The organism is uncultured Pigmentiphaga sp., assembly GCF_937950555.1.
Classification (GTDB): Bacteria; Pseudomonadota; Gammaproteobacteria; order Burkholderiales; family Burkholderiaceae_B; genus Pigmentiphaga.
Window position 1 is genome coordinate 717,581 of record NZ_CALFCW010000030.1, and the last position, 24,594, is coordinate 742,174.

Genomic DNA, 24,594 nt, shown 5'->3' on the forward strand with positions numbered 1-24,594 from the left:
GTATTCCCCTTAGGCTCCAACCGGTTCGCGCATGGTGACGAACTCCTCGGCTGCCGTCGGATGCAGCCCTATGGTCTGGTCGAATTGTCGCTTGGTCGCACCGCATTTCAATGCGATGGCCAAGCCCTGGATGATCTCGGGCCCATCGGGCCCGACCATGTGGCATCCCAGCACGCGGTCGCTGGCGTCGTCCACCACTAGCTTCATCATGGTCTGTTCATCCCGGCCGCTCACGGTGTTCTTCATCGGCCGGAAACGCGAGCGATAAACGCGCACCTTGCCATAGCGCTCCCGGGCCTGCTCCTCCGTCAGGCCGACCGTCGCAACGGGCGGCTGGCTGAATACCGCGGCCGGTACGTTTTCCGCATCCGCCCGCATGGGGTTGGCGTTATACAGCGTCTCGGCCAAGGCCCTCGCCTCTGCGATGGCCCAAGGCGTCAGGTTCAGGCGATCGGTCACGTCGCCGACTGCATAAATGCCCGGCACGTTGGTCTGGGATGAAGCGTCGACCTTGATGGCCCCGTTCTCCCCTAGCTCTACGCCGCAGGCTTCGAGCCCGAGCCCGCGGGTATTGGGCGCACGCCCGGTCGCCATCAACACCTGGTCGACCTCCAACACTTCGCCGCCGTCCAGCTCCACAGCAATGCGGTGGCCTCGACGCTCGAGCCTGGCCACGCGCGTGCGCGGGCGGATGACGATGCCGCGCCGCTGCAGGGCACTTGCCACGGCCTCCCGGACGTCGTGGTCGAATCCTCCCAGCACCTGGTCGCGCCGTATGGCCAAAGTCACGTTGGCCCCGGCGCCGCGGAAGATGCCGGCAAACTCGAGGGCGATGTAACCGCCTCCAACGATGAGGACGTCATCGGGCCGTTGGGCGAGCGACAATGCCTCATTGGACGTAATCGCCAGCTCGATGCCCGGGATCTCGGGCAACACCGCATGGCCGCCGGTGGCGATCAGGATGCGCTCGGCCGTATAGCGCCGCCCGCCAATCTCCACGGTATGCGGATCCACCAGCGTGGCCCGGCCTTCGAGCAGGGTGACCCCGGCCTGATCCAACATGCGCCGGTACACGCCCTCGAGCCTGTCGATCTCGCGGTCCTTGGCCGCCACCAAGGCGCCCCAATCCAGGCTCGCGCCCTCGATGCTCCAGCCATAGCCCGCGGCATCCTCGAACGCCTCGGCGAACTGCGTGCCGTACATCAGCAGTTTTTTTGGCACGCAGCCGCGAATGACGCACGTGCCGCCCACGCGGTCGGCTTCGCAGATTGCCACGCGCGCGCCGTACGAGGCCGCGCGGCGCGAACCGGCCACGCCGCCCGATCCGGCTCCAATGGTGATAAGGTCATAGTCGAAGGCTGGCATGAGGCACGTCCCCGGCAACTGAGTCATCGATACATGGGCATGGATGATAACGCCGCGAGGCGATCGCTGCCGGCATTCTCGCTCGCGCTTGGGTTAGACTCGACCGACTTTCCGCCCTTGGATGTGCCACACCGTGACAGCCGCCCCCGACAACTTGCAATGGAACGCCCCTGGGCCGAGACAGGCGGCATGGCTGTCTGCCAGTGGCCATCCGGTGCCACGGCGCGTGGTCGAAGCCGATGACGGCATGCCGGCCGACACGGCTTATCGATTGGCATGCGAAGGCACGGCGCTGCTGTGGCGGGGCGACTTCCAGAATGCCCGGCAATTACTGCAGGCCATGGCCCGGCGATGGGATCGCAAGCCATTCAAGCCGGGCGAGACGATCACGCAAACTTTCCACCTGTACCGCCAGGCGCAACTGCAGCGGGCGCGGGTGCTCGGCATGCTGCTCGTGCCCATCGAGGCCGGCTTCGCCATTCCGCTGCGGCGCGCGCCCGACGTGCGCCAGGCTTGCCGCGAAGCCTATGGCGAACTTCATTCCGAAGCCGTCGTTTCGCTGCGTGAGCTCCAAGGCGTGATCGGCGCCCACGAATGGCGCAAGAAAGGCGTGCCCGTCCCCGCCTTGAATGCCCGCATCCACCCGCACTATGGCGTTTTTTCCCCGGTCCGGGGCGAATACGTGGAGCTCGTGGCGCAGGCGCCCTTGCCCCGCGCGGACTGCGCGTTCGACATCGGCACGGGCACCGGCGTGCTCGCCGCCGTGCTCGCCCGCCGCGGCGTGCGCCGCATCATCGCCACGGACACCGATGAGCGCGCCTTGGCCTGCGCCCGCGAGAACATCGACCGCCTCGGGTTGGCCAGCCGCGTGCGCATCGAGCAGGCTGATCTATTCCCCCACGGACGGGCGGGACTCATCGTGTGCAATCCGCCCTGGGTGCCTGGCCCGGCGCATGGCAACCTCGACCGCGCCGTGTACGACCCGGACAGCCGCATGCTACGGGGTTTCCTGGCGGGTCTCGCGGATCACCTGGAACCGGACGGGGAAGGCTGGCTGATTCTTTCCGATCTCGCCGAGCACCTTGGGCTCCGTTCGCGCGCCAGCCTGCTCGACCTGGTCGACCGTGCGGGCCTGCGCGTGATCGACCGCCTGGAAACCCGGCCGCGCCACCCCAAGGCCCAAGCCGCGGCGGACCCGCTTCATGCCGCACGGCTTGCGGAAACGACTGCGCTTTGGCGACTCGCCAAGCATTGATTACCGGAGAAATTCGTTACCCCCTCACTTTGCACCAAGGACTTGCATGATCAAGCACATTGCCATGTGGCGGCTGAAACTGGATGAAGGCGAAACCCGCGAAGCCGCCTTCGAAGTCATCCGCTCGACCATCGCCGCGCAGCGCGGCCGCATCCCCGGCCTGCTCGAATCCGAAGCGGGGCTGAACTTCAGCACCTCGAGCAAGGCCATGGATGTCGTCGTATATACCGTTTTCACCGATCGCGAAGCATTGCGCGCCTATCACACCCATCCCGTGCACCTGGAAACCCGCGCCAAGGTCGATCGTTACCTCAGCTCGGGATGCATGGTCGACTACGAAATCGACTGACACCCCGGGGGGCGCCCGCCCCTGCCACGCTGCCTCGCCCCGCCGCCCCCCCTGGCCATTTGGCCTAGGCCGTCGACACATGGCTTTAGGCGTATTTATCAATGCGCCGCGCCCACCTACCATTTCCCCCGAGCGACGCGCTAACCAGGCGTCGCTCCGCGCTCTGCCGTATCGAGAGCGGCTTTGTGCAGGCCGCCCTCGATGCGGCCTTTGTCAATGCGGTCCCAAAGGACGCGAGAGGGAGAACAAGCAATGAAAGTGTTTTCGAAGCGCTGGCTGATGACCCTGCTAATGGCCGGGTTCCTGGCCGGCTGTGGCGGTGATGGGGGAGGCACGACCGGCAGCGCCGGCGGAGGCTCCGGCGGAGGAACGGGCGGTACCCCTGGTGGTGGCGGTGGCCCTGTCACGGAGCAACCTGGTCCAGATCCCTATGCCGACAGCACGGCCACGCCGCCGGCGCCCATCGTCGACCCGACCATTACTGCCGCGGCGACGATTGCGCCGCGCGACGACGACAGCGGGCTCTTCGACATCAATATCGCGGGTTTCGCCTCCCCCTCGTCCAAGATTCTGTCCGCCCGCCAGCTGTCCATGCGGTCCGGCCCGAACAAGTCTGCCGCCGCCCGCGCCAACCTCACGCGTGCCGGCGTGCCCGACCTCGAAGCCGACGACTTCGTGATCGTCGAGGACGGCGTAGTCAAGGGACATACCATGGTCCGCATCGGGGAATCCGAGGCGCGGGCCAAGGCCGACGTGGTGTTCGTCTTTGACACGACGGGCAGCATGTCCTCCGCCTTGGCCAGCGTGCAGGCGTCCATCCTCGAGTTCGCGGACTTCCTGGAGAAAAGCGGGCTCGACGTGCGCCTGGGGGCCGTCACATTCGGGGACGCCTTCGATACCCGCACGCCCTCCTCGACCGGACTCGGCACTGGCAGCACGGCGCCACCCTCCTTCGACAATATCGACCGGCAGGTATTCGCGCCGACGGACGATTTCGCGAAATTCAGGCAATTCATTTCGGAAGAACAGGCGCTCGGTGGTGGCGACAATGCCGAAAATGCCATGGGCGCGCTCCAATACGCCTTCGACGAATTGCCCTGGCGCGAGGGCGCCCAGCGCGTGATCATCGTGATCACCGACGTGTACGCCCACAACGACGTCACCTACGGGGGCGCGAACATCAGCGGACGCTGGATCCCGCCTGCTGCCGCAGACCTCATCGCCAAGCTCAAGGGCAAGGCCGTCGTGCACGTCGTCTCGCCCGAGTTCGTCGCCTCCCCCGGCTTGTATACGGACATGAAGGTCTTCGCAGGCGCGGACGGCACGGGCGGTGCGTACTATGCCTGGAGCAGCGGCACCTTCAGCCTGATCGACCTGCCCATCGCGGAAGTGGCCGCCAGCGGGTACATCGTGACCTACCGGCCCAAGCGGGACGGCAAGGCGAAGACCTTGCGCGTCGTGATCGATGACGGCGAGGATATCCGCGGCGAAATCAACCTGGACGTCGAGTACTGACCGGGTTTGGCCCGTACCGGCAGCCCTTTTCCCCAGTTGCCGGTACGGCGCGCCGCGTTCACCCCGCAAAACGTGATCGCGACTAGCTTCGGGGGTGGGCGCCTCGCTGCCGACGTCCTCTACGCCGCGCTGACCGCCAGCGGCTATCGCCGCCACATGGAGGCCGTGCGCGCGCGGCTGGGCGAGGCCCGCGAGCGAACCATCGCCCGCCTCGGCAAGCTGGGCATCACGCCGTGGCTGGTTCCCGAGGCGGGCATGTTCGTATGGTGCCGGCTCCCCGCAGGCGCCGATGCCGCGGAGGCCGCGCGTTTCTGCCTCAGGCAGGGCGTGGTGCTTGCGCCTGGCAATGCATTCAGCCAATCGCAGCTCGCAGGCGACTTCCTGCGCTTTAACGTCGCGCAATCCACCGACGAACGAATTTTCACGACGTTGGCGCGTGCGCTGGGTGCATGAAGGCCCATCGGCCCCCGATAGCAGGAAGGCCGCCTACGCGGCCCGTCCGCGATAGCCCAACCGAGCCGACAGCGCGTCGGCCGCTTCCCGGACCGCCGTCGCGATCGGGCCGTCTGGAGCCGTGTCAAAGCGTGCGCCATTGCCCAAGGCGGTCACGGCCAACACCATCTTCGAGTCGTAGTCGAACACTGGCGAACTCACCGAGTTGACGCCGGGAAGCACGTCGCCCGCCACCGACCCCACGCGCGTGGCCCTTACGCGATCGAGCAGGGCTTGGACTTCGTGCATGGTCTGGGGGTAAGCGCCGCCTGCCGCCCGTTCGCGCAACTCCTCTTCGATCAAGCCCGCCGTCAGGTGGGGTTCCATGAAGGCCGCAAATACCCGGCCCGTGGCGGAAGACAACAGCGGCAGGACGGACCCCGGACGCACGTTCACCATCACCGGGCGCGGCGAATCGCGCCATTGGACGACAGTGGGGCCGCGGTTGCCCCACACCGCCGCCAGCACGGTCTCGCCCAGCGATAGGCTGAGCTCGTCCAGCAGCGGCGACACTAGGCGTACTGCATCGAGCAACGCGAGGCTGGCCAAGCCTATGCGCAGCGACGCCCGGCCCAGCGCGTAGCGTCCTTGGGCATCTTGCTCGACGTATCCGCACCTGACGAAGCTGGCGAGATAACGATGCACCTTGGCCGGATGCATGTTCGCGGCCTGCGCGATTTCCTTGAGCATGAGCGGGCGGAGGGCGTCCGCGAACACGTCCAGGACGGCCAATCCCGTCTCGAGGGCCTGCACGCCATTACCCCGACTGGCGGTTTCTGCTGCGCCTTCGGGCGCGGTTTCTGCCGTCTTGTCACCGGCTGCCATGTTTACCCCGGTCGGAATTACGTTTAACGTAATGCTAACACGCTCAACGTAATAACTTGACGTGGAGACCGACCAAATTTACGCTTATCGTAAGTAAATTACTTCTTCCGTAATAGCGGCAACCACTACTCCTTTTCTTGGACCGCCATGAACGCACCCATTCACCTCGTCGAAGTCGATTCCGGCTACATGTCCGGCTTCGGTAACGAATTCGCCACCGAGGCCCTGCCCGGTGCCCTGCCCGTGGGGCGCAACTCCCCGCAGCGCGCACCCTACGGGCTGTACACCGAGCAGATATCCGGCACGGCATTTACTGCACCGCGCAGCCACAACCGGCGCTCGTGGCTCTACCGCATCCGGCCCGCTGCCGTACACCAGCCCTTCGAACCCATGGAGAGTCCCCTCCTGGTGGGTGATTTTGCGCAGGTGCCGGCCACTCCCCCCAATCAATTGCGCTGGGATCCCTTGCCCATGCCGCAGGCGCCCACCGATTTCATCGAAGGCTGGATCACCATGGCCGGCAACGGATCGGCCGAAGCCATGCAAGGCTGCGCCATCCACCTTTACGCGGCCAACCGTCCCATGCAGGATCGCTACTTCTACGATGCGGACGGCGAACTGCTGATCGTTCCGCAGCAAGGGCGGCTGCACATCGCCACCGAGTTCGGCGTCATTGATCTCGCCCCCCAGGAAATCGCCGTCGTCCCGCGCGGCTGCCGTTTCCAGGTAAGCCTGCCGGACGGCGAGGCACGCGGCTACATTTGCGAGAACTTCGGACCGCTGCTGCGCCTGCCCGACCTCGGCGTCATCGGCTCGAATGGCCTGGCCAACCCCCGCGACTTCCTCACCCCCCGCGCACGCTACGAAGACCGGGAAGGCAGCTTCGAGCTCATCGCGAAGCTCGGCGGCCGGCTCTGGCGCGCCGCAATCGATCATTCGCCGCTGGACGTCGTCGCCTGGCACGGCAACTATGCGCCCTACAAATACGACCTGCGCCGCTTCAACACCATCGGTTCGATCAGCTACGACCATCCCGACCCGTCCATCTTCCTGGTGCTGCATGCGCCAAGCGACACCCCGGGCGTGGACTGGCTGGACTTCGTGATTTTCCCGCCCCGCTGGCTGGCGGCCGAAGACACCTTCCGTCCGCCCTGGTACCACCGCAATATCGCCAGCGAGTTCATGGGCCTGGTGCATGGCGCATACGACGCCAAGGCGGAAGGCTTCGTGCCGGGGGGCGCCAGCCTGCACAACTGCATGTCGGGCCACGGGCCGGATGGCGATACCTTCGAGAAAGCCTCTCGGGCCGACACCAGTAAACCGCACAAGGTCGACGACACGATGGCCTTCATGTTCGAAACCCGCACCCTCATCAAGCCCACGCGCTACGCGCTGGAGAGTGCCCAATTGCAAAGCCGGTACTACGAGTGCTGGCAGAATCTCAAGAAAAACTTTTCCCCGGAGACCCGATGAGCCATTCCGACCCGACCGTCGACCCTACCCTGAAAAGCTGGGTCGAATCCGCCAACACGGCCGACACCCACTTTCCCATCCAGAACCTGCCCTATGGGGTCTTCAAGCCCACGGCCGACGCGCCGCCGCGGGTCGGCGTAGCCATCGGCGACCAGGTCCTGGACTTGTCCTGCCTCGAGCAGGCCGGCCTGCTGCGCACGCCCAAGCCCTTGTTCTCCAGTGCGAGCCTGAACGCCTTCATGGCTTGCGGCCGCGAAACCTGGCGCGACATACGCAAGCAGGTCAGCCACCTGCTTTCCGCCGGCACCGCCACGCTGCGCGACGATGCCGCACTGCGGTCGCGCGCGCTCGTGCCCCAGGCGCAAGCCACCATGCTGCTGCCGGTGGAAATACCGGGCTACACCGACTTCTATTCCTCCAAGGAGCACGCGACCAATGTCGGCGCGCTCTTCCGGGACCCCAAGAACGCGCTGATGCCCAACTGGCTTGAAATCCCGATCGGCTACAACGGCCGCGCGTCATCGGTCGTCGTCAGCGGCACGCCCGTGCGTCGTCCCAACGGGCAGATCAAGCTGCCCAACCAAGAGCGCCCGGTTTTCTCGCCGTGCCTGAAGCTCGACTTCGAACTCGAAACCGGCTTCTTCGTCGGCGTGCCCAACGACCTTGCCGATCCCGTGCCATGCCCTGAAGCCGAGTCACGCATTTTCGGGATGGTGCTGCTCAACGACTGGAGCGCGCGCGACCTGCAGGCCTGGGAATACGTCCCGCTCGGGCCTTTCAACGCGAAAAGCTTCGCGACGACGATCTCGCCCTGGGTCGTCACCCTCGATGCGCTCGAACCCTTCCGGACCCAGCAACCGCGCCAAGACCCGGAACCGCTGCCTTACCTGCGCCATGAAGGCCCGCACGCCTTCGACATTCACCTCGAGGTCTCGCTGCGCCCCCAAGGCGGCCAACCCGCCACCCTGGCGCGCACCAACTTCAAGTACATGTACTGGACGATGGCCCAGCAGCTCGCCCATCACACCGTTTCCGGGTGCAACACCCGCGTGGGCGACTTGATGGGATCGGGCACGATCAGCGGTCCCGAGCCAGGGTCCTACGGCTCGTTGCTGGAACTGACGCTCAACGGCAAACAACCGGTAGACATCGGAGGGGCCACCCGCGCCTTCATCGAAGACGGCGATGAAGTCACTCTCACCGGCTGGTGCCAGGGCGCAGGCTACCGAGTCGGTTTCGGTTCATGCTCTGGCGTCGTATTACCCGCCCTGCCCATCGCCGTCTGAAGCCTTCTCCGGCCGGATCCGGTCGGTTCCGGCCCGCAGACCAACCAAGGAGACAAACATGAAATACACGTGGACGACGCCCCTGGTCGCAACGGCGCTGGCCTTCTCTGCCGGCATCGCGTGCGCGGCGGAGACCTATCCGTCCAAGCCCATTCGATGGATCGTGCCGTACGCCGTGGGCGGCGGCTCAGACTTCCTGGCCCGTACCATCGGTGCCCGGCTTTCTGAAATCGTCAAGCAACCGGTCGTGGTCGACAACAAGCCGGGCGGCAACACCGCCATCGGGGCTGTCGAAACCGCACGCGCCGCGCCCGACGGCTACACCGTGCTGTCGGCCGACAACGGCACGCTGGTATTCAATCCGGCCCTGTATAAAAACCTGAGCTACGATCCCGCGCGTGACCTCGCGCCCGTCACGCTCATGGGCAAGTTCCCGATGATCCTCATCGTGGGGCCCAATACCGACTTCAAAGACGCCAAAGACTTCATCGCCAAGGTCAAAAGCCAGCCCGGCAAATACAGCTACGCCTCCGCGGGAGCCGGTAGCCCCCACCACCTCGCCATGGAGCTGCTGAAAGAGCGCACGGGCATGCGCATGCTTCACATTGCCTATCGCGGCGCGGCCCCGGCCTTGGTCGACGTAGCCGGCGGACAGCTCCCCGCCATGATGACGGACCTCGCAGCCGGCAATGCCTTTATCAAAGGCGGGAAAGTCCGTCCGCTCGCAGTCGCCAATCCAACCCGCCTAGCTCAATTGCCCGACGTTCCCACGTTTGCCGAACTCGGCATCCAAGACGTCGAGGCTTCGGCGCAGGTAGGCATGGTCGTGCCGGCCAACACGCCGCCGAACGTCATTGCCGAGCTGCAAAAACACGTCGCGGCCGCCATCAAGACGCCCGAGGTGCATAACAAGCTGGTCGATTTCGGCATCGAGCCCGTGGGAAGCACGCCTCAGGATTATGCAGAGCTCATCAAGCGCGAAAGCGCGCTGTGGCAAAAACTCATCCGGGACCTGAAGATTACGCTGGACTGAGTCCCGGAAACGCCAAGACCAAGCAAGCGGCGCGCTCCACGCCGCTCGCCTAGCCCGCGACCTCAGGCTGCCCGGTTCGATGCCCCCGCATCCACCAGGGCGGCCGCCTCTCCCACCAATGCCCTGAACCACTTGTGCACGGCACTGCGCTGCGTTCGCTCGTGCCAATACAGGTAGTTCCGGACTGGAGGCAAGGCGCCCGGAAATGCCACGATGCGGATGGGAAAACTCTCCCGGATCCTGAGCGCCATGCGGCGAGGAACCGTGGCAACGACGTCCGACACCATGAGCGTCCCGAGCAGGGACATCAGCCCCTGAACGTGGATGCGCACGTTCAATTCGCCGCCCTGCTGGCGAACGAACTCATCGATCACGCGCCCCGAGGTCGTTCTTCCGTTTCCTTGCAAGCGGGCGTGGGGCAGATCCATGTAAGTCGATAGCGCGAGCGGGTCGGTCAGCGCCGCATTGTCCGGCCCGCCGATCACCACGATCTCGTCGTCGAACAAAGGCACCGCGCGAACCGAGTGCTGGGGATCGCGCACCCACCCCAGGCGGAAATCCACTTCTCCGGACGCGAGCAGCCCGGCGATGCGCCGTTGGTCTGGGGGACGGACGGTCAGCGTGATGCCCGGGGCCTTGTCACGCAGTATGCGCGCCAGGTGGGGCAGCAGCAAATGCTCGAGATACTCGGGCGCGGTCACGACGATCTCGCGCTGCAGGCCTTCCAGGTCGACCGTGTCGAGCGGCGCCTGCAAATCGGCCACGCCATCGAGGAAGCGTTTCACTTCCCGTTCGAGCGCGAGCGCCCTTTCGGTCGGAAGCATGCCGTCCTTGCCGCGGACCAGCAGTGGGTCGCCAAACACCTGCCTGAGTTTGTTGAGCGCATGTGTGATCGCCGGCTGCGACACCCCGACCACGAGCGAGGTGCGCGTGACGCTGCGCTCGTTCATCAACGTCAAAAAAATCTGCAGCGTCCGAAAGTCGATATTGGTCAACTGATGCATGAAATCCTCACCCGCCAGAGGCCGCTCCCCCTGCAACCAAGCCTTTATTAGCCGGCGTTTATTTTCGTCATAAGCCACCGCCTCCTTCGAAAGCGCCTTGCCCGGCGTAACATGCGCCCAGCTTGCCATGCCGTGCCGCCCTTCGAGATGGTGCGGCGCCGAAAGATCAAAACAGTACCAAGGAGACGAACATGAAGAGAGTCTGGGCTGCAGCAATGTTACTGGCAGCCTTTGCCGCCCCGGCGGCCGCCGACACGCCCTACCCCGTCAAACCCGTAAAACTCGTGCTGCCTTTCCCGACCGGCGCTACCTTCGTGGTGGGACAGATGCTAGCCGAAACTCTGACGCGCGAACTGGGCGAAGCCGTCGTCATCGAGAACAAGTCCGGCGCAGGCGGGCGGATCGCCATGGAACACGTCGCCCGCTCACAGCCGGACGGTTACACGCTGCTGCTGACCTCCCCGACCCTGACGATCACGCCGGCGATCAACTCCAACCTGCGGTTCGACCCCCTCACGGATTTCGCCCCGATCGCGAAGGTCTCCGAGGTTCCCAACGTGTTCGTCGTGAATCCCCAGAAATTCGGGCAGATGGACTTCAACGCTTTGCGCAAGCAAATCACGAGCGACCCCGGAAAGTTCAGCTACGGGTCCGGAGGAGCCGGCTCGTCGAACCACTTGGCGTTCGAAAAATTCAAGGCGCTCACCAACACCGACATTCTGCACGTTCCCTATCAGGGGGCTTCGCAAGCCGTCACGGCGGCAGTTGGCGGACAGATCGACATGGTGATCAACGGACTGCCTAACTCGGTACCGCTGATCAAAGGAAAGCAGCTCAAGGCCATGTTCGTATTGACGCGCGAACGCCAGCCGCTGCTTCCGGACGTTCCCTCGGCGGTCGAGGTGGGCTTGCCTGAAATGGTCATCACCACCTGGTATGGCGTGCTCGCGCCCAAGGGAACGCCGAAGGCCATCGTCGACAAAGTGGCCGGCGCCATCGAGCGCGGCTTGTCGGCGCCCAAGGTGCGCCAGAAACTGGCCGACAACGGGATCGATTTCGCTTATTCCGGCCCGGAAGCATTCAGCGCTTTCATCAAGGCCGATTACGCGGATTGGAAAAAAGTCGTCACTGAAGCAGCCATCAACATTCAAAACTGAAGACCCAAGGAAACCCATGAAAACCGAATGCCCATCGCTGGCCGACATGCAGCACCGCATCGCCCGCTTCAAGAATCTCAAGCCGCGTGCTGCGCACTGGAACGACAACCTCGGCATCCCGGCCGAAGCGCTCCGACTGTTCAATCCCAAGGCCAATTACGTGTTGATGGCGCCCGCTTCGCTGCCGGGACGGCTTTCCCCCAACCCGGCCATCGTCGATGGTGACAAGGGAGTGATACGCGTGGGCCTGGCCGTCGCCGCGCCGAATGACGGACCGGAGTTGCACGTCCATTGGAAGACCCACGAAACGTTCATGGCACTCTCCGGGCGCTGGCTCATCCGCTGGGGTGACGAGGGCCAGGAAAGCGTGGAACTCGAGCCGTACGACATGATTGCCATGCCGCCGCGGGTCGCCCGCCAGTTCATCAACATTTCCGACCAGGATGCCCACTTGCTGGTTATCATTCAGGGCCAGCCGGAAGATTTCGATGACGTCGGCCGCCTGCCGTCCATCCGCCAGAAGATCATCGACAAATACGGCGAACAAGTCCTGGCCAACATGGAAGCCAACGGCTGGGATTTCTCCCTCGTGCCGCGCAGCATGCGCAATGCGGAGTCGCTAGAGAACCAAGCATGAACCAAGAAAACGCCCCCTCCAGGACTTGGCTCGACGGCACGGCGCCGATGCCGCCCCAGGCGAAAACCGATCCGGTCGTGGCGGAACTCCAGGACAGGCTCAAGAGCCAGGGGGCCGGCCAAGCCGACCCCACCTCCCAACCGCTCGCCGAGGCCCGCGCGCAGCAAGACCGGTACTTCGCTGCCGTCAATGCCGACCTGCCCGATGTCGCTTCGGTCGAAGACATCACGATCGATGCCGGCAGGGGCAAGCTTGCCGCACGCATCTATCGGCCTGGCGGCGCCAAGAGCGACGCATTCATCGTTTTCGTGCGTGGCGCCGGGTGGTGGGCGGGCGGCCTGGACTCCCACCAGGGCATCTGCCGGGCGATCGCACTCGCCACCGGGCGGACGGTGGTCGCCGTCGACTACCGGCGCTCCCCCGAGCACGTATTCCCCACGCAGCGCGACGACGTCACGAGCAGCGTCGCCTGGCTGCTGGAACACGCAGCCCAGCTCCAGTTGCCCCCCCAGGCACTCTTGTGGGGCGAGTCTGCCGGCGCCTCGCTATGCGTATTGGCTTGGGACCAAATGCGGCGCCAGGCACATGGCGCGCGCGTTCGCGCCTTGGTGCTGTTCTACGGCAACCTGGGCGGTCCCCGGGAAAACCTGCGAGCGCAATCCAAATGGGTGTGGCGCCAATATCTGGGACCGGCGTGGGAATCTCCGCCCCCGGCCGCCGTGCCGTGCAAGGTCGACCCCGAAGGCATGCCTCCGGTCTGGCTGGGCGTCGGCGACGCCGATCCGCTGATCGAGGATTCGTTCCAGTTCGCGAGGCTCCTGCACGAGGCGAAGCGTCCCCACCGCCTGCACGTGTACCCGGGCATGCCGCACGGCTTCACCGTGTATACGCGGCAGTCAGACATCGCCGGCAAGGCCATGGCGGATGCCGCCGACTTCGTCGACGCTGCGCTACAGCCGGCCTGACGGCGCGGAGCGGGCCGGCGGCCGAGCCGCGCCCGCACCCGCGAATCTCCTGCTTTCCGGTATGCTTGACGCCCTCAGAACAGGAGACATCCCATGTTCCGCAAATATATTGCCGTTGCCGCGCTGGCGATGGCTGCCGGCGGCGCACATGCGCAGGCCTACCCCTCCAAGCCCATCCATCTTCTGATCCCCTTTCCTCCCGGCGGCGGGACCGACATCCTCTCGCGCCTCATCGCCAACAAGCTCAATGAGAGCGAAAACTGGACCATCGTCGCCGAAAACCGCGCCGGCGCGGGTGGCACCATAGGCATCGCGGCTGCGGTGCGTGCTGCCCCCACCGGCTATGAAATGGTCATGGGCCAGAAGGACAACCTCGTGGTTGCGCCCTGGCTGTACAAGAGCGTGGCCTACGACCCGACGCGCGACCTCGTTGCCGTCGCGCACGTGGGCTACACCCCTATCGTCATCGTCACGCAGGCAGGGTCCCGTTTCAAGACGCTCGCTGACGTCGTGAACGCCGCCAAGGCTGCGCCCGGCTCGGTAACCTACGGCTCCCCCGGCAGCGGCACGACCATTCACCTGGCCGGAGAGATTTTCAAGGACGCCGCCAAGATCGACATCCGCCACATTCCCTACAAAGGCTCGAATGCGGCCATGATGGACGTGCTCGCCGGGAACGTGGACTTGATGGTGTCGTCCGTGCCGTCCGCCATGGCACAGATCAAGACCGGCAAGCTCAGGCCTCTGGCCGTCACCAGTGCCAAGCGCAGCACCTCGCTTCCCGACGTGCCGACCATCGCCGAGCTCGGCTATCCAGGCTTCGACGTGAGTACCTGGTACGGGCTTTTCATGCCTGCAGGATCGCCTCGTGACGCCGTCACCAAGGTCAACGCCGCGGTGAATAAACTCTTGGCCATGCCCGAGACGCGCGCGGCGATCCACGCCCAGGGCGCCGAGGCCCTGGCGATGTCGCCCGAGGAATTCGGCGAACTGCTCAAGACGGACTACCAGAAATGGAAAGGCATCGTGCAGGCGGCGGGCGTGACGGTCGAGTGACCGCCCACGCTGAAGTCGACTGAAACAGTTCCGCAAGCCCGGGACCGCACCTTGCCCAGCGAATACGGTCTACTAACCATGCCAGCCCGAGGCCGGTACAAGCCGGTCGACCGGCGGGCGTATCAGGAGATCGTCATGAAGTACCAACGTTTGCTGGCAAGTATGGTGTTGGGCGCATTCGTCGCTGTTTCCGGATCAGCCTTCGCCCACGACGGGCCGGGCCGAGGGGGTCCGAAAGGCCCCGGCGGCCATGGAGCCCCCATGAGCCACCACGGCGGCCCCGGCAAGCACAAGCCCCCGGGCCATAGGCCTCACGCCGTTCCTCCCGGCCATGTCCACGTCCACGTGCACACCGACCCGCACTATCGGCCCTGGGCAAAAGGCCAGCGTGTCCCGCTGCCGTACCGGGGCCCCCAGTATGTCGTGGTGGACTGGCGCGGCCACCACCTACCGCCTCCGCCAAAGCACTACCACTGGATCAATGTCGGCGCGGATTATTTCCTGGTCGGCGTTGCCACGGGCATCGTCCTGCAGTCGATACTCGGCCGGTGAGCGGGTCCCGCCCGCACGGCCAGCCGGGCGAGGCCGCGCCTCGCCCTTTCACAGGGGTAGTCCCGCCACGGCATCCTCCACGTCCGCGCCGCGAGCCAGCACCGGTCAATGGTGGCGCAGATAGCCCTGGATGTCGTCGATGACGGGCAGTGCCGCAAGCGTCGCCAGCAATATGGCCAGCGGCACAGTGGACACAAAGCCGAAGTAGGAAAACGAAAGCGCGCCTGCCAGGCCGCCGACGAAGAACAACCCCACCATCGTGCCGAGTATGGCGAGCTTGCTGCGGTCGGCACGCACGAAGTGATCGCGACCGGCATCGGCCGAGACGTTCCAATAGAACAGCTTGCCGAGCTCGATGCCGATGTCGGTCACCATGCCCGTCACGTGGGTGGTGCGGATTTCCGCCCGGGACATCTTGGTGATGATGGCGTTTTGCAGCCCCATGATGTAGCAAAGCAGCATCACGGTAGCGGGAACGGCCAGCCATCGGAATTGCTCCAGGTTACCGCCCAACAGGCCAAAGCACAGCAGCAGCCCGGCTTCGAGCAGCAGTGGCAAGGCGAACTCGCTCGCCAGGTGAGAACGGCGTCCGAAATTGACCAGGACGGCGGAGGTCGCCGCCCCGAGCACAAAAAACAAGAGCGCCGCCAGCCCTTGCAGGAAAACGGCGATCGCGCCCAACGCCAGGTAATCGGCCATGGACGACAAGATGCCGGACATGTGCGAGGTGTACTGCTGTACGGCCAAGAAACCGCCGGCGTTGACGGCGCCGGCAACGAAAGCCAAGTAGTAGGCAAGATGGCGATTTGCCTGCGGGCTGCGCTCGACGGAGGTCAGCCTGCGTAGGTACAACAAGGGCATGATGCGGACCGGAAGAACTATGCTTGGGGCGGCTACCGCGGTGCCGCGCGGAAAACGCTAAAGCATAGATCTTTTTGCCCGCCTCCGCCGGGTCAATTGGTCGTCACCACCCGCAAATCGCCGTGGCGCTCGAGCACGGTCACCACCACTTCGCTGCCTGCACGGCGCAGCGCCACGTCCACCGTTTCATCGCCCAGCGACAGGCGGCGTAACACGACCTCGTCGAGGAATTCAGGCAGTACCGGCCGCTCGAAGCGAATTTCGCGTGCGGCAGTATCGAAATCCAATCCTAGGCAGGACTGGATCAGCGACAACGGCGCGGCGGCCGCCCAGGCCTGGGGCGTGCAGGCCACCGGATAAAAGGTCGGGCTTTGGCTGACTCGCCGCGCGAAACCGCAAAAAAGCTCCGGCAGCCGGCGCAGGTCGATATAGGTCGATGCTGCGAACAGCCCCTCGAAAATGCGCGCGGCCTCCCTGCGAAAACCGTAGCGCGCCAACCCGGCGGCGAGCAGCGCATTGTCGTGCGGCCACACCGAACCATTGTGATAGCTCATCGGGTTGTAGCGCCGCTCGGTCGCCGCCACCGTGCGCACTCCCCAGCCCGAGAAGGAGTGTTCGGCCATGAGGGTCGCCGCGACGCTGGGCGCCCGTTCGGGGTAGGCAATGCCCGTCAGCAACGCATGGCCGGCGTTCGACGTGAGGACTCGACAGGGCCGCTTGTCGCCGTCCAGCGCCAGCACATACGTGCCCAAGGCCTCATCGAAGAACGCTTCGTCAAAGCGCGCCCGCAAGGCCTGCGCCTTGGCCGCCTGCTCGGCGGACACCTTGGGGCGGTCCAGCAGGCTCGCGATCCTGGCCGCAGCGCAACGCGCCCCGTAGACATAGGCCTGGACTTCGGCCAGGGCGATCGGCCCCTTGGCCAGCGAGCCATCGGCATGGAACACGGAATCGTGGCTGTCTTTCCAGCCCTGGTTGACCAGGCCATCGGAATTGCGCCGCCCATATTCGACGAAGCCGTCGCCGTCCCGGTCGCCGTACTCGTCCAGCCACTTGAGTGCGGCCTCGATATTGGGCCAGATGCTGCGGATCAGTTGGAGATCCGCCGTGCGAGCGAGGTAGGCCCCGGCCAGCATGACGAACAGCGGGGTGGCATCCACGCTCCCGTAATAGCGGCGGAACGGCACCTCGCCGAGCTCCGCCATTTCCCCATGCCGCACCTCATGCAAGATCTTGCCCGGTTCGGCATCTGCCTGGGGAAGGATGTCAGTGGCCTGGTTGGCGGCCAGGTAGCGCAGGACGCCGCGCGCGATGGCCGGATCGAACCACAAGGTCTCCCATGCCGTGATCAGCGCGTCGCGCCCGAACAGGGTGCTGAACCAGGGAACCCCTGCGTACGGATACGGGCCCTGCGGCGTATCCGTGATCAGCATGTAAAGATCGGACACGCTGCGACGAACGGCTTCATTGAAGATTTCGTTGGAAGTCACCACCGCCGCTGCGCGCGACGACGACGTGCGCAAGGCCCGGTGCGCCTCCCTCAGCGCGACGAAGAAGGCTCTCGGGGGCGGATCGGACGAAGGCGGCGAATCGCACCGCACTTCCATGAAGATGCGGCTCGTGGCGCCGGGTTTCAGCTCCAAGTCGAACGCGGCGCTCTCCTGCGTCAGCTGCGAGGGCTGGGGATAAAAGCGCAACGCCGTATGGCGATGCCGCTTGTCCAAGCCCACGTAGCCGAGCGTCACGCCGTCTTCCTGGAACACGGGCGGCTTGAGCGTGCCGCGCCGCTTCCGGCGTGTGCCGCGCACTTCGAACAAGTCGGCAAAGTCTGCGGCGAAGGCAATTTCCACCCTCACCTTGTGAGGCGCCGTGCTGTAATTGCGCACCATGAGGCGCTCGTAGCATGCGCCGTCCCAGAGAAACCGCGACCGACGCACGTGAATGAGGTCGTGCTCCAGCACCAGGCGCCCTTCGCTGTCGCAAATGCCGATGTTGGTGAGGTCGCAGGTGAGGATGGCGTTGTCGTCGCGCAGCGTCGAGCTGAGAAGCATGGGACGCGTGCCATCCAGCGTCAGGTACAGATGCGAGAGGTAACGCGTGTCGCGGTGGTAAATGCCCTCCGGGCTGCCCGGCCCGGCCAGCGCGTCGCCGTTGTGGTCGAACACGGCGAAGGTTTCGCCGTGCTTGAGCGTGCGCGGGCGCCGCTCCTGCAACGACGCGCTGGCGGGAATGAAGAATTGGGCAACCGGCGTGGCCGGCCGGACTTCGGCCACCGACACGCGCACTTCCTCGCCGTTGGCTGGCCCACCCATTCTTCTCCTCCCCTTACGCCATCACGCGGAACTCTCCGTCATTGACACCCACTCGCGAGAGTGTGCGCGACTCGCGCCTGCTCTCCACGAGCCGGCGATAGATGGACACATAGTTTTCCGCCATGCGCTCTACCGTGAAGCGGCGCTCGAAGCATTCCCGCACTTGGGCGCGCGGCAACTGATCGATGCGCGCGACGGCCGCGACGGCCTCCTCCATCGATTCGACGATGAAGCCCGAAACGCCGTCTTCGATGATCTCCGGCACGGATCCGCTGCGGAAGGCCACCACCGGCGTGCCGCAGGCCATGGCTTCGATCATGACCAACCCGAACGGTTCCGGCCAATCGATGGGGAAGAGCAGCGCCGAAGCATTGCCGAGGAACTCGGCTTTTTCATGCTCGTTGATTTCGCCGATGAACTCCACGTTCGGGTGCTCGGCCACCATCGGCCCGATCACCTGCTCCCAGTAGGCCTGGTCCGCCTTATCCACCTTGGCCGCGATCTTGAGCGGCAGGCCGGCCGCCGCGGCGATCTGGATGGCGCGGTCGGGACGCTTCTCCGACGATATCCGGCCGAGGAAGGCGAGATATCCCTCCGGATTCGGACGGAATGGCAGCAGGTCCGACGGCAACCCGTGGTAGACGGTGCCAACCCAATTGACCGGCGGCATGGGCTTGCGCTGGTGGTCGGAGATGGACACCAGCGGGAACTGCGCGAAAGCCGTGTAGAAGGGCTTGAGGTCAGGCAGGTCCAGCCGCCCATGGAGCGTGGTCAACGTCCGGTCTGCAATGTCCCGGATCAACGGGAAATGCAGGATGTCGATGTGGAAGTGAAGGATATCGAACTCGTTGGCCAGGCGGCGGACCTGGTCCAGCATCATGACGTGGTAGGGAACGGGATCCCGCACGTCGGGATTCAACCGCAACGCCTGGTCGCAGCATGGCACCAAGGAGGCCGAGGTCACGGAGTCGCCGCTGGCGAACAGCGTCACCTGGTGGCCGCGGCGAACCAGCTCATCGGTCAAGTAGGCAACGACGCGTTCCGTCCCCCCGTACAGCCGGGGCGGACAGCGCTCCATTAGCGGAGCGATCTGGGCAATCTTCATTGGCAAATCCTCCTCGTACAGACGAAGCATTGGCAAACGAACTTGCGTCAGTCGGTTCCACTAAGAAACGTCGGAAATGATAGCGTAGACGGCACCACCTGCGCATGGACGCCGCCAGGCGCCCCCCGGGCCGCGTTGAATGCCTCAGGCGGAGCGGCCCTTGCCGGTTTTTTTCGGCGCCTCGCCGCGCGACGGTGCACCCTTGCCCAGCAGCGAGTCCGCCCCGTTCATCCGCTCCATCGACGACAACGCGTCGGCATAAGAAAGAAAATGCCGCAGATAAGCCGGCGCGAGCCGTTGCATGAGTTGCAGGGACTGGTGCACAAGGTGGACGGAGTTGAGCGGCCCGGCGTTCTCCGGCACGTTTTGCATGGCTTGCCGAAGCTCGCTTCCTACGCGCAAGCCGGCCCAGAGGCTGCGGAAATACTCGGCTACGTCAGCGCCGCCCGACGCCTGGACGATCGCCGCACGCCCCGCTTCGAGCCGCGCCACGAGATCAGCCACGCCCGCCCGTTCCTGCTTCGCGGCGGCACCGGCGCCCCGTTCGCGCGCAGCGGCTTGGGCAACGGTCGTGCGAGCCTGCGCTTCGTACGCCTCGAGCAGTTGCGCCAGCTTATCCTCCAAGACCCGGCGCGCCTCGCCTGCACTCCCCAGCGCCCGCCGGCTCAAAGACGCGATGAAGTGAAAGCGCACCGGATCGCAACGATCCAGGCCTTGCTCGCGCAGGTGCGCCAGCCTGGCCTCGATGCCGGGAGGAACCGTATCACTCACGATTTTGGGCGCCCGCCTGGCGCGATGAACGTGGCATGGGAGCGATTTCCACCCGCCTGTTGCGCGAACGCCCTTCTTCATCGGTGTTCGGCGCAACGGGATGCTCGGAACCGAATGCGGCGGCGAACACCGATGAGGACGGTATGCCTTCTTCGATCAGCGCCCGAGTCACCGTCAGCGCACGCTGCGCCGACAACTCCCAATTGTCGGCGAAGCGGCGGTTACCTTCAGTGATCTGCAGGTCGTCGGTGAAACCGCTCACCATGATGATTTCATCGCCGGCTTCCAAATAGGCAGCCAGCGGTCCGGCCAAGCTCTTGAGCAGCTGGCGTCCCTCGGGTTGCAGGGCATCGGAGTTCAGCGCAAACAACACGCTGCCACGTATGCCTATGCGCCCGTCGGTCAACGTCACGCGGCCGGCAGCCAGCGGGCCTGCCAGCGCGTGCTCGAGGGCTTCGCGACGCTGCGTCTCTGCCTGGCGCTGCCGGACCTCTTCCTCCAGTTTGACCGAAAGCTCCAGCTGCGTGCCGACCACGCCCACCAAAATCAGTACAAAGGCGCCCAGCATCACCGTCATCAGGTCGCCGAAGACGGCCCAGGCAGGCGCAGCCGGCTCCAGCTCGGATTCGATCTCGTTCGCCATCACGACGCGTCGCCCGCCGGCGTCCGTTGCGCGTCGAGCAAGCGCAGTTCCTCGACGATTTGCTTCTGCGACATCATGCTGAGTTCGATGACGTCCTTGGCCTGCGCAACATAGTAGGCAAGCTGCTCATCGCTGCGGGCCATGGCTTGGCCCAGCGCCTCTTCGATGCGTTGCAGGTGATGCATGAGCTTGTCCGTGGACTCGCTGAAAAGCTTGACGGCATGATCCAAGGATTCGCCCAGGCTGGCCACTTCGGCCGCACTGCCCGTCACCTGCGCCGCGACCGACTCCAGCCTACCGGTTTCGCTGGCGACTTGTTCCGTGAAGCGCGCCCCCACGCGTTCGAGCATTTCCGCCGACGCGCCAACCAGCGCATCCACGGCGGCCCGCTGCTCGGTGCTGGCATGATTGACGGTGTCGAGCAAGCCCGCCACGGTTTGCAGGAGCCGTTCGCGCTCCTCTAGCATGGCATTGTCGCGTTCCATGCTGTCGGACAGCTTCTGGCGCAACTCGCCGATGACCTCGGCGGCGGCACGTGGCGCCTCGGAAGCAGCCTGCACGAGGCGCTCGATTTCCGCGATGGTCGCCCGGGCGGCGGCCTGCGTTTCCGCGGAGACCTGGCCGGCCGCCTGCGCCAACGCTTCGCAGACCTCCTGCTGCCGGAACGTGATCTTCTCCCCGGTTTCCAGCAGCTCGCGCTGCAGGGTACCCGAGAGGCTTTCCAGGGCCTGCGTCCAGGCGGCTTGCCGCGCCTCGTCGCGCGAAGCCAGTTCCGTCCGCAGCGTCTGGTGCGCCTGGCCAACGGATTCCAACAATCCCGCGGCGTGCCGCTCGAAGGCCCCTGCGGCGGCGGACAATACCTGCCCCGTTTCGTCCAGCAACTTCCCGCTGGCTTGCTGGTGACGCTCGAGCGCGCCATCCCAGGCGGCGGCCAGTCGCTGCGCCGCGGCGTCCAGCTGCCCCGCCACCCCGTCGACCAGCCCGGCGGCCCTTCGCTCGAAATGCTCGGCAAAGCCGTCGAGCGAGGCCTGCACGGCCCCTGCCAGCGCTTCGCCCGTGCGGCGATGCTCCTGCAGCGCCTCGTTCCACGCAGTGGAAACCGTCGCGGCCGTCGCATCCAGGCGACCGGCGAGCCCCTCCAGCAGTTCCGAGGCACGCCGCTCGTAGCCCTGTGCAAACCGATCGAACGAGGCGCCGATCTCTCCGGCCAGGGCGGCGCTGGCGCGCTCATGGCCCGCTAGCGAAGCGCCCCAGCGTTCGGACACGGCTGCGGTCATGCGCTCCAGGCGTGCCGAAATATCGTGCACCAGCTCGGTTGAGCGCTGTTCGAAACTCGAGGCGAAGCCAGCCAGCGTCGACCCCAATTCACCCGCCAACACCTGGCCGGCCAGCCGATGTTCGTCCAGGGCGGCGCGCCAAGCCTGGGTTACGGCGGTGGTACCGGCCTCCACGCGCTCCGACAAAGTATCTAGCTGCCGCTGCACGGCCTGGGCGACGGCCTCGCGTAGCTCCGCCGCCTCGCGCGCCAGGCCAGACATGGCGGTCTCGACCGCCGGCTGGATGGCGGCGCCCGCGCGCCGCGCGCCCTCTTCCAGGCTCTCCTTCACGCAGGCCTCGACGGACGCAGCCAGGCGCCGATACTCAGCGTCGACCTTCTCGTGAAAGCGCTCCTGCCCCACCGAGAGCCGTTCGCCCAGGGCCTCATGCTGCCGCGCCAGCGCCTCGGTCATGGCTTCCAAGCGGTCCAGCAGCGCCGGCATCAAGTCCGCCTGGCGCCGGAGCAATTGGTAGGACTCCTCGCGCTGGTGTGCCAGGGAATATGGGCGCAGGGTAGTGGCGATGCGCGTATCGAGCAGCTGGCCGGCCTGTAGCCGCTCGCGCCGGCACAGCGCGGCGAGCAGGCCCAGGGCCGCCGACGCCGCGACACCGGCGACGGAAGTGCCAAAAGCAAACCCCAACCCGCTGACAGGCGCCGCGAGCGAGGCGCGGATGGCCGCAATATCGGTGGCGTTCTCGAGCGCAACGCCGGTTCCCCGCAGCGTCGCCACCATCCCCAAGAACGTCCCGAGCATCCCCAGCAACACCAAGAGGCCCGCGAGATAAGGCGTCAATGCCGGCCCCGGCAGCGCCACCCTCCCCCCTTCGACGCGCAGGCGCACGGCATTGCGCAGGGAGGGATGCAGCCTGTCCAGGAATGCGGCGAGGCTGGGCGGTACGCTTTCGAGCTCTCCCGCCGCCCGCGCCAAAGAGGCCGTGGCACCCTGGAAGCGACGCAGTTCCAGGCCACCCGCCACGTAGAACCCTGCAATGAGCAGGATGATGGTCAGCGCCAGCGGGTTCGACCCAAGATAACCGAAGGCGACCCACGCGACCACCGCCAGGCCCGCCAGGAAAACGACAAAAGATAAGAATCTGCTCATCGAGGCTCGTCAGCTCACGCGAAGGGCCGCGAGCAGCCCTTCGACCGGTTGTAGTCGAAAGTCCAGTTCGGCGAGCAATACGCTCTCCATGTCCTTGCGGAACACGTCCAGCCATGCCGGGGCGGCAGCCTGCGCCCTGCGCCGCAGGCGTCCGAAATGCCCTTCCAGCAGCGACGGGACGGACGCGAGCAAGGTGCGCTCTTGTGCTCCCAGTACCCGCTCCATCACGGCATCCACCCCCGCCAACCTGGCCATTTCCGGGGAAATCGCGGCCAGCCGCGCCCGCAATCGCCCGCGCAGCGCGGCGATCGTCGTTTCCATCATCTGCTGCTTGGACGCGTAGCGCTGGCCGTAGCGGGAATAGTCCTCCTCGACCCCTGGATCGACGGCCGCCGCCGCGCCTCGCCGGGCATTGCCCCGCGGGGGGTGAAGCACCTTGTCCTGCATGATGGAGCGGGCCAGCTCGGCGCGGACCCGCGCGCACTCCTCCTCGGCCGTCTCGGCCGGCAGCGCTGCCGCAGCCGCCATCTTGGCGCCGCCGTTCAAGACCGCGGACAACGCGATCGCGTCGGTCCAGCCGAGCCAAAGGCTCAGGCGCTCGGCAAGCACCTGCCGGGGCTGCGGGACCGGAAGCTCTCCGAGGCGGGCGAGCAAGCGGACGAATGCCGGACCGCTGGCGCCCGTGGGCCGGGACATGTGCACCATGAAACCGGGTTGAAACAAAACCCCGGAGTTTACACGCCCGGACGAGGCGGTCCGGCGCAGGCAGCGTCTCCTACGGTGTACCAGCGGCGTTGCCGCAGGCTTCCCGGATGCTTTGTAACAACGCCCGGACGCTGTCAGGCAATTGCGCACCGCTGCGCGTGGTGATCCCTATCCGGCGCTGCAACCCGTCGAGCGGTACGGCCAACTTGCATAATTGCGCCGCTTCGACTTCGTATTGGAGCTGGTGGGTGGAAAGCACGGTAAGCATGCCCGCCGTGATCAGGAGGCCGCGCACCAGGGCGAGGTCTCCGGTCTCGACGGCCGGCACCGGCGCGGGCTCTCCGTGCGCCGCAAAAAAGGCGCTCAAGGATTCGCGCAGCGGCGTGCCGGGCCGGGAAAGCACCCAAGATTGCCCGCGCAAGTCCGCCAGCCCCAGGCGCTCGCGCCGCGCCAGCGGATGAGTCGTCGCCGCCATGACGCAGAGCTCTTCGGTGAACAACAGTTCGTGGTGCAGTGCCTGGTCGGTATCCGGACGCAGCGCGCCGATGATGAAATCCAGCTTACCGCTCAGCAGGTCGGCGCAGAGCTGTTCGTAAGGGCTCTCCCGGGCGTGTACGCGCAAGTCAGGATGCGCCGCGCGCAGCTTTGCGATGGCTTCAGGCAACAGGCGCGTGCGCGAGAGCGGCAGCGCGCCCACTGCGATCACCCCCGCCATGTTGCCGTCCAGGGCGGCCAAGTCCTGGGCGAGATAGCGCAGCTCCGCCAATGCCCTGTCGAAACGCACCAGCCAGCGCGCCCCCAAGCGCGTCGAGATCG

The 24,594-nt window shown here is 65.7% G+C and carries 21 protein-coding genes and 2 pseudogenes; 12 read left to right on the forward strand and 11 right to left on the reverse strand.

Features of this window, described 5'->3' with window-relative positions; all coding sequences use genetic code 11:
• Positions 1-9 precede the first annotated feature (9 nt).
• A complete protein-coding gene (gor, locus tag Q0319_RS09925; RefSeq protein ID WP_296466960.1) occupies positions 10-1,365 on the reverse strand; it encodes a glutathione-disulfide reductase in 1,356 nt (451 codons plus the stop codon).
• Between the two features lie 133 nt (positions 1,366-1,498).
• On the opposite strand from gor, the gene Q0319_RS09930 reads away from it, so the two are divergent.
• The 4 genes and pseudogenes from Q0319_RS09930 to Q0319_RS09945 all read left to right on the forward strand — a co-directional run.
• Positions 1,499-2,620, forward strand: coding sequence for a class I SAM-dependent methyltransferase (locus Q0319_RS09930; protein ID WP_296466963.1), 1,122 nt, complete (start codon positions 1,499-1,501; stop codon positions 2,618-2,620).
• 46 nt (positions 2,621-2,666) lie between these two features.
• Entirely contained in the window at positions 2,667-2,969 is a 303-nt protein-coding gene (locus Q0319_RS09935) for a Dabb family protein (protein WP_296466966.1), read from the forward strand.
• Between the two features lie 252 nt (positions 2,970-3,221).
• The gene (locus Q0319_RS09940) at positions 3,222-4,484 is read left to right on the forward strand and encodes a VWA domain-containing protein (protein WP_299452068.1); all 1,263 of its coding nucleotides are present in this window, start codon (positions 3,222-3,224) and stop codon (positions 4,482-4,484) included.
• Between the two features lie 75 nt (positions 4,485-4,559).
• Positions 4,560-4,937 (forward strand): annotated as a pseudogene (locus tag Q0319_RS09945) (aminotransferase class I/II-fold pyridoxal phosphate-dependent enzyme); the annotation flags it as partial.
• 33 nt (positions 4,938-4,970) lie between these two features.
• Here the strand turns inward: Q0319_RS09945 and Q0319_RS09950 are convergent.
• The gene (locus Q0319_RS09950; RefSeq protein WP_296468892.1) at positions 4,971-5,801 is read right to left on the reverse strand and encodes an IclR family transcriptional regulator; all 831 of its coding nucleotides are present in this window, start codon (positions 5,799-5,801) and stop codon (positions 4,971-4,973) included.
• 147 nt (positions 5,802-5,948) lie between these two features.
• Here Q0319_RS09950 and hmgA point away from each other — a divergent pair, with 147 nt between their 5' ends.
• From hmgA to Q0319_RS09965, 3 genes are read left to right on the forward strand one after another with little or no spacing between them, the layout of a single operon-like run.
• Positions 5,949-7,274, forward strand: a complete 1,326-nt coding sequence (hmgA, locus tag Q0319_RS09955) for a homogentisate 1,2-dioxygenase (protein ID WP_296468890.1) — start codon at positions 5,949-5,951, stop codon at positions 7,272-7,274.
• Positions 7,271-8,560, forward strand: a complete 1,290-nt coding sequence (fahA, locus tag Q0319_RS09960; RefSeq protein ID WP_296468888.1) for a fumarylacetoacetase — start codon at positions 7,271-7,273, stop codon at positions 8,558-8,560. Before hmgA ends, fahA begins: the two co-directional genes overlap by 4 nt.
• Positions 8,561-8,618: 58 nt before the next feature.
• Positions 8,619-9,593: a tripartite tricarboxylate transporter substrate binding protein gene (locus tag Q0319_RS09965; RefSeq protein ID WP_299452072.1), complete on the forward strand. Its 975-nt coding sequence runs from the start codon at positions 8,619-8,621 to the stop codon at positions 9,591-9,593.
• Between the two features lie 62 nt (positions 9,594-9,655).
• Here Q0319_RS09965 and Q0319_RS09970 read toward each other — a convergent pair whose 3' ends face one another.
• On the reverse strand, positions 9,656-10,597 hold the full coding sequence (locus Q0319_RS09970) for a LysR family transcriptional regulator (protein WP_299452075.1): 942 nt from the start codon (positions 10,595-10,597) through the stop codon (positions 9,656-9,658).
• A gap of 191 nt (positions 10,598-10,788) precedes the next feature.
• Here Q0319_RS09970 and Q0319_RS09975 point away from each other — a divergent pair, with 191 nt between their 5' ends.
• From Q0319_RS09975 to Q0319_RS09995, 5 genes are all read left to right on the forward strand, one after another.
• Entirely contained in the window at positions 10,789-11,754 is a 966-nt protein-coding gene (locus tag Q0319_RS09975; protein WP_299452077.1) for a tripartite tricarboxylate transporter substrate-binding protein, read from the forward strand.
• 16 nt (positions 11,755-11,770) lie between these two features.
• A complete protein-coding gene (locus tag Q0319_RS09980) occupies positions 11,771-12,391 on the forward strand; it encodes a cupin domain-containing protein (RefSeq protein WP_296468883.1) in 621 nt (206 codons plus the stop codon).
• On the forward strand, positions 12,388-13,356 hold the full coding sequence (locus tag Q0319_RS09985; RefSeq protein WP_299452081.1) for an alpha/beta hydrolase: 969 nt from the start codon (positions 12,388-12,390) through the stop codon (positions 13,354-13,356). The genes Q0319_RS09980 and Q0319_RS09985 overlap by 4 nt, the downstream gene beginning before the upstream one ends.
• Before the next feature lie 93 nt (positions 13,357-13,449).
• Positions 13,450-14,412, forward strand: coding sequence for a tripartite tricarboxylate transporter substrate binding protein (locus tag Q0319_RS09990; RefSeq protein WP_296467322.1), 963 nt, complete (start codon positions 13,450-13,452; stop codon positions 14,410-14,412).
• Positions 14,413-14,673: 261 nt separating this feature from the next.
• A complete protein-coding gene (locus Q0319_RS09995) occupies positions 14,674-14,964 on the forward strand; it encodes an RcnB family protein (RefSeq protein ID WP_296467319.1) in 291 nt (96 codons plus the stop codon).
• Between the two features lie 132 nt (positions 14,965-15,096).
• On the opposite strand, the pseudogene Q0319_RS10000 reads toward Q0319_RS09995, so the two are convergent.
• From Q0319_RS10000 to Q0319_RS10035, 8 genes and pseudogenes are all read right to left on the reverse strand, one after another.
• Positions 15,097-15,825: pseudogene (locus Q0319_RS10000) on the reverse strand (YoaK family protein); the annotation flags it as partial.
• Between the two features lie 92 nt (positions 15,826-15,917).
• Positions 15,918-18,134: an amylo-alpha-1,6-glucosidase gene (locus tag Q0319_RS10005; RefSeq protein ID WP_299452086.1), complete on the reverse strand. Its 2,217-nt coding sequence runs from the start codon at positions 18,132-18,134 to the stop codon at positions 15,918-15,920.
• Positions 18,135-18,147: 13 nt separating this feature from the next.
• The gene (locus Q0319_RS10010; RefSeq protein WP_296467311.1) at positions 18,148-19,239 is read right to left on the reverse strand and encodes a glycosyltransferase family 4 protein; all 1,092 of its coding nucleotides are present in this window, start codon (positions 19,237-19,239) and stop codon (positions 18,148-18,150) included.
• A gap of 144 nt (positions 19,240-19,383) precedes the next feature.
• Positions 19,384-20,010: a DUF2894 domain-containing protein gene (locus tag Q0319_RS10015; RefSeq protein WP_299452091.1), complete on the reverse strand. Its 627-nt coding sequence runs from the start codon at positions 20,008-20,010 to the stop codon at positions 19,384-19,386.
• Complete coding sequence (locus Q0319_RS10020; RefSeq protein ID WP_296467306.1) at positions 20,003-20,653, reverse strand: OmpA family protein; 651 nt, start codon at positions 20,651-20,653, stop codon at positions 20,003-20,005. Before Q0319_RS10020 ends, Q0319_RS10015 begins: the two co-directional genes overlap by 8 nt.
• Positions 20,653-23,073 (reverse strand): DUF802 domain-containing protein, encoded by a 2,421-nt coding sequence (locus tag Q0319_RS10025; protein WP_299452093.1) that lies wholly within the window; start codon positions 23,071-23,073, stop codon positions 20,653-20,655. Before Q0319_RS10025 ends, Q0319_RS10020 begins: the two co-directional genes overlap by 1 nt.
• A gap of 9 nt (positions 23,074-23,082) precedes the next feature.
• Complete coding sequence (locus Q0319_RS10030; RefSeq protein ID WP_299452095.1) at positions 23,083-23,778, reverse strand: DUF3348 domain-containing protein; 696 nt, start codon at positions 23,776-23,778, stop codon at positions 23,083-23,085.
• 70 nt (positions 23,779-23,848) lie between these two features.
• Positions 23,849-24,594 (reverse strand): LysR substrate-binding domain-containing protein (locus Q0319_RS10035; protein WP_299452097.1); only part of this gene is annotated, 746 nt, incomplete at its 5' end.

What these genes read in the sequence shown, in the direction of transcription:
- Q0319_RS10025 (WP_299452093.1), bottom strand. Translation starts at nt 23,073, where the DNA reads ATGAGCAGATTCTTATCTTTTGTCGTTTTCCTGGCGGGCCTGGCGGTG.
- Q0319_RS09950 (WP_296468892.1), bottom strand. Translation starts at nt 5,801, where the DNA reads ATGGCAGCCGGTGACAAGACGGCAGAAACCGCGCCCGAAGGCGCAGCA.
- Q0319_RS09965 (WP_299452072.1), top strand. Translation starts at nt 8,619, where the DNA reads ATGAAATACACGTGGACGACGCCCCTGGTCGCAACGGCGCTGGCCTTC.
- Q0319_RS09985 (WP_299452081.1), top strand. Translation starts at nt 12,388, where the DNA reads ATGAACCAAGAAAACGCCCCCTCCAGGACTTGGCTCGACGGCACGGCG.
- Q0319_RS09970 (WP_299452075.1), bottom strand. Translation starts at nt 10,597, where the DNA reads ATGCATCAGTTGACCAATATCGACTTTCGGACGCTGCAGATTTTTTTG.
- Q0319_RS09940 (WP_299452068.1), top strand. Translation starts at nt 3,222, where the DNA reads ATGAAAGTGTTTTCGAAGCGCTGGCTGATGACCCTGCTAATGGCCGGG.
- Q0319_RS09990 (WP_296467322.1), top strand. Translation starts at nt 13,450, where the DNA reads ATGTTCCGCAAATATATTGCCGTTGCCGCGCTGGCGATGGCTGCCGGC.
- gor (WP_296466960.1), bottom strand. Translation starts at nt 1,365, where the DNA reads ATGCCAGCCTTCGACTATGACCTTATCACCATTGGAGCCGGATCGGGC.
- fahA (WP_296468888.1), top strand. Translation starts at nt 7,271, where the DNA reads ATGAGCCATTCCGACCCGACCGTCGACCCTACCCTGAAAAGCTGGGTC.
- Q0319_RS10010 (WP_296467311.1), bottom strand. Translation starts at nt 19,239, where the DNA reads ATGAAGATTGCCCAGATCGCTCCGCTAATGGAGCGCTGTCCGCCCCGG.
- hmgA (WP_296468890.1), top strand. Translation starts at nt 5,949, where the DNA reads ATGAACGCACCCATTCACCTCGTCGAAGTCGATTCCGGCTACATGTCC.
- Q0319_RS10005 (WP_299452086.1), bottom strand. Translation starts at nt 18,134, where the DNA reads ATGGGTGGGCCAGCCAACGGCGAGGAAGTGCGCGTGTCGGTGGCCGAA.
- Q0319_RS10020 (WP_296467306.1), bottom strand. Translation starts at nt 20,653, where the DNA reads ATGGCGAACGAGATCGAATCCGAGCTGGAGCCGGCTGCGCCTGCCTGG.
- Q0319_RS09995 (WP_296467319.1), top strand. Translation starts at nt 14,674, where the DNA reads ATGAGCCACCACGGCGGCCCCGGCAAGCACAAGCCCCCGGGCCATAGG.
- Q0319_RS09935 (WP_296466966.1), top strand. Translation starts at nt 2,667, where the DNA reads ATGATCAAGCACATTGCCATGTGGCGGCTGAAACTGGATGAAGGCGAA.
- Q0319_RS09975 (WP_299452077.1), top strand. Translation starts at nt 10,789, where the DNA reads ATGAAGAGAGTCTGGGCTGCAGCAATGTTACTGGCAGCCTTTGCCGCC.
- Q0319_RS10030 (WP_299452095.1), bottom strand. Translation starts at nt 23,778, where the DNA reads ATGGTGCACATGTCCCGGCCCACGGGCGCCAGCGGTCCGGCATTCGTC.
- Q0319_RS09980 (WP_296468883.1), top strand. Translation starts at nt 11,771, where the DNA reads ATGAAAACCGAATGCCCATCGCTGGCCGACATGCAGCACCGCATCGCC.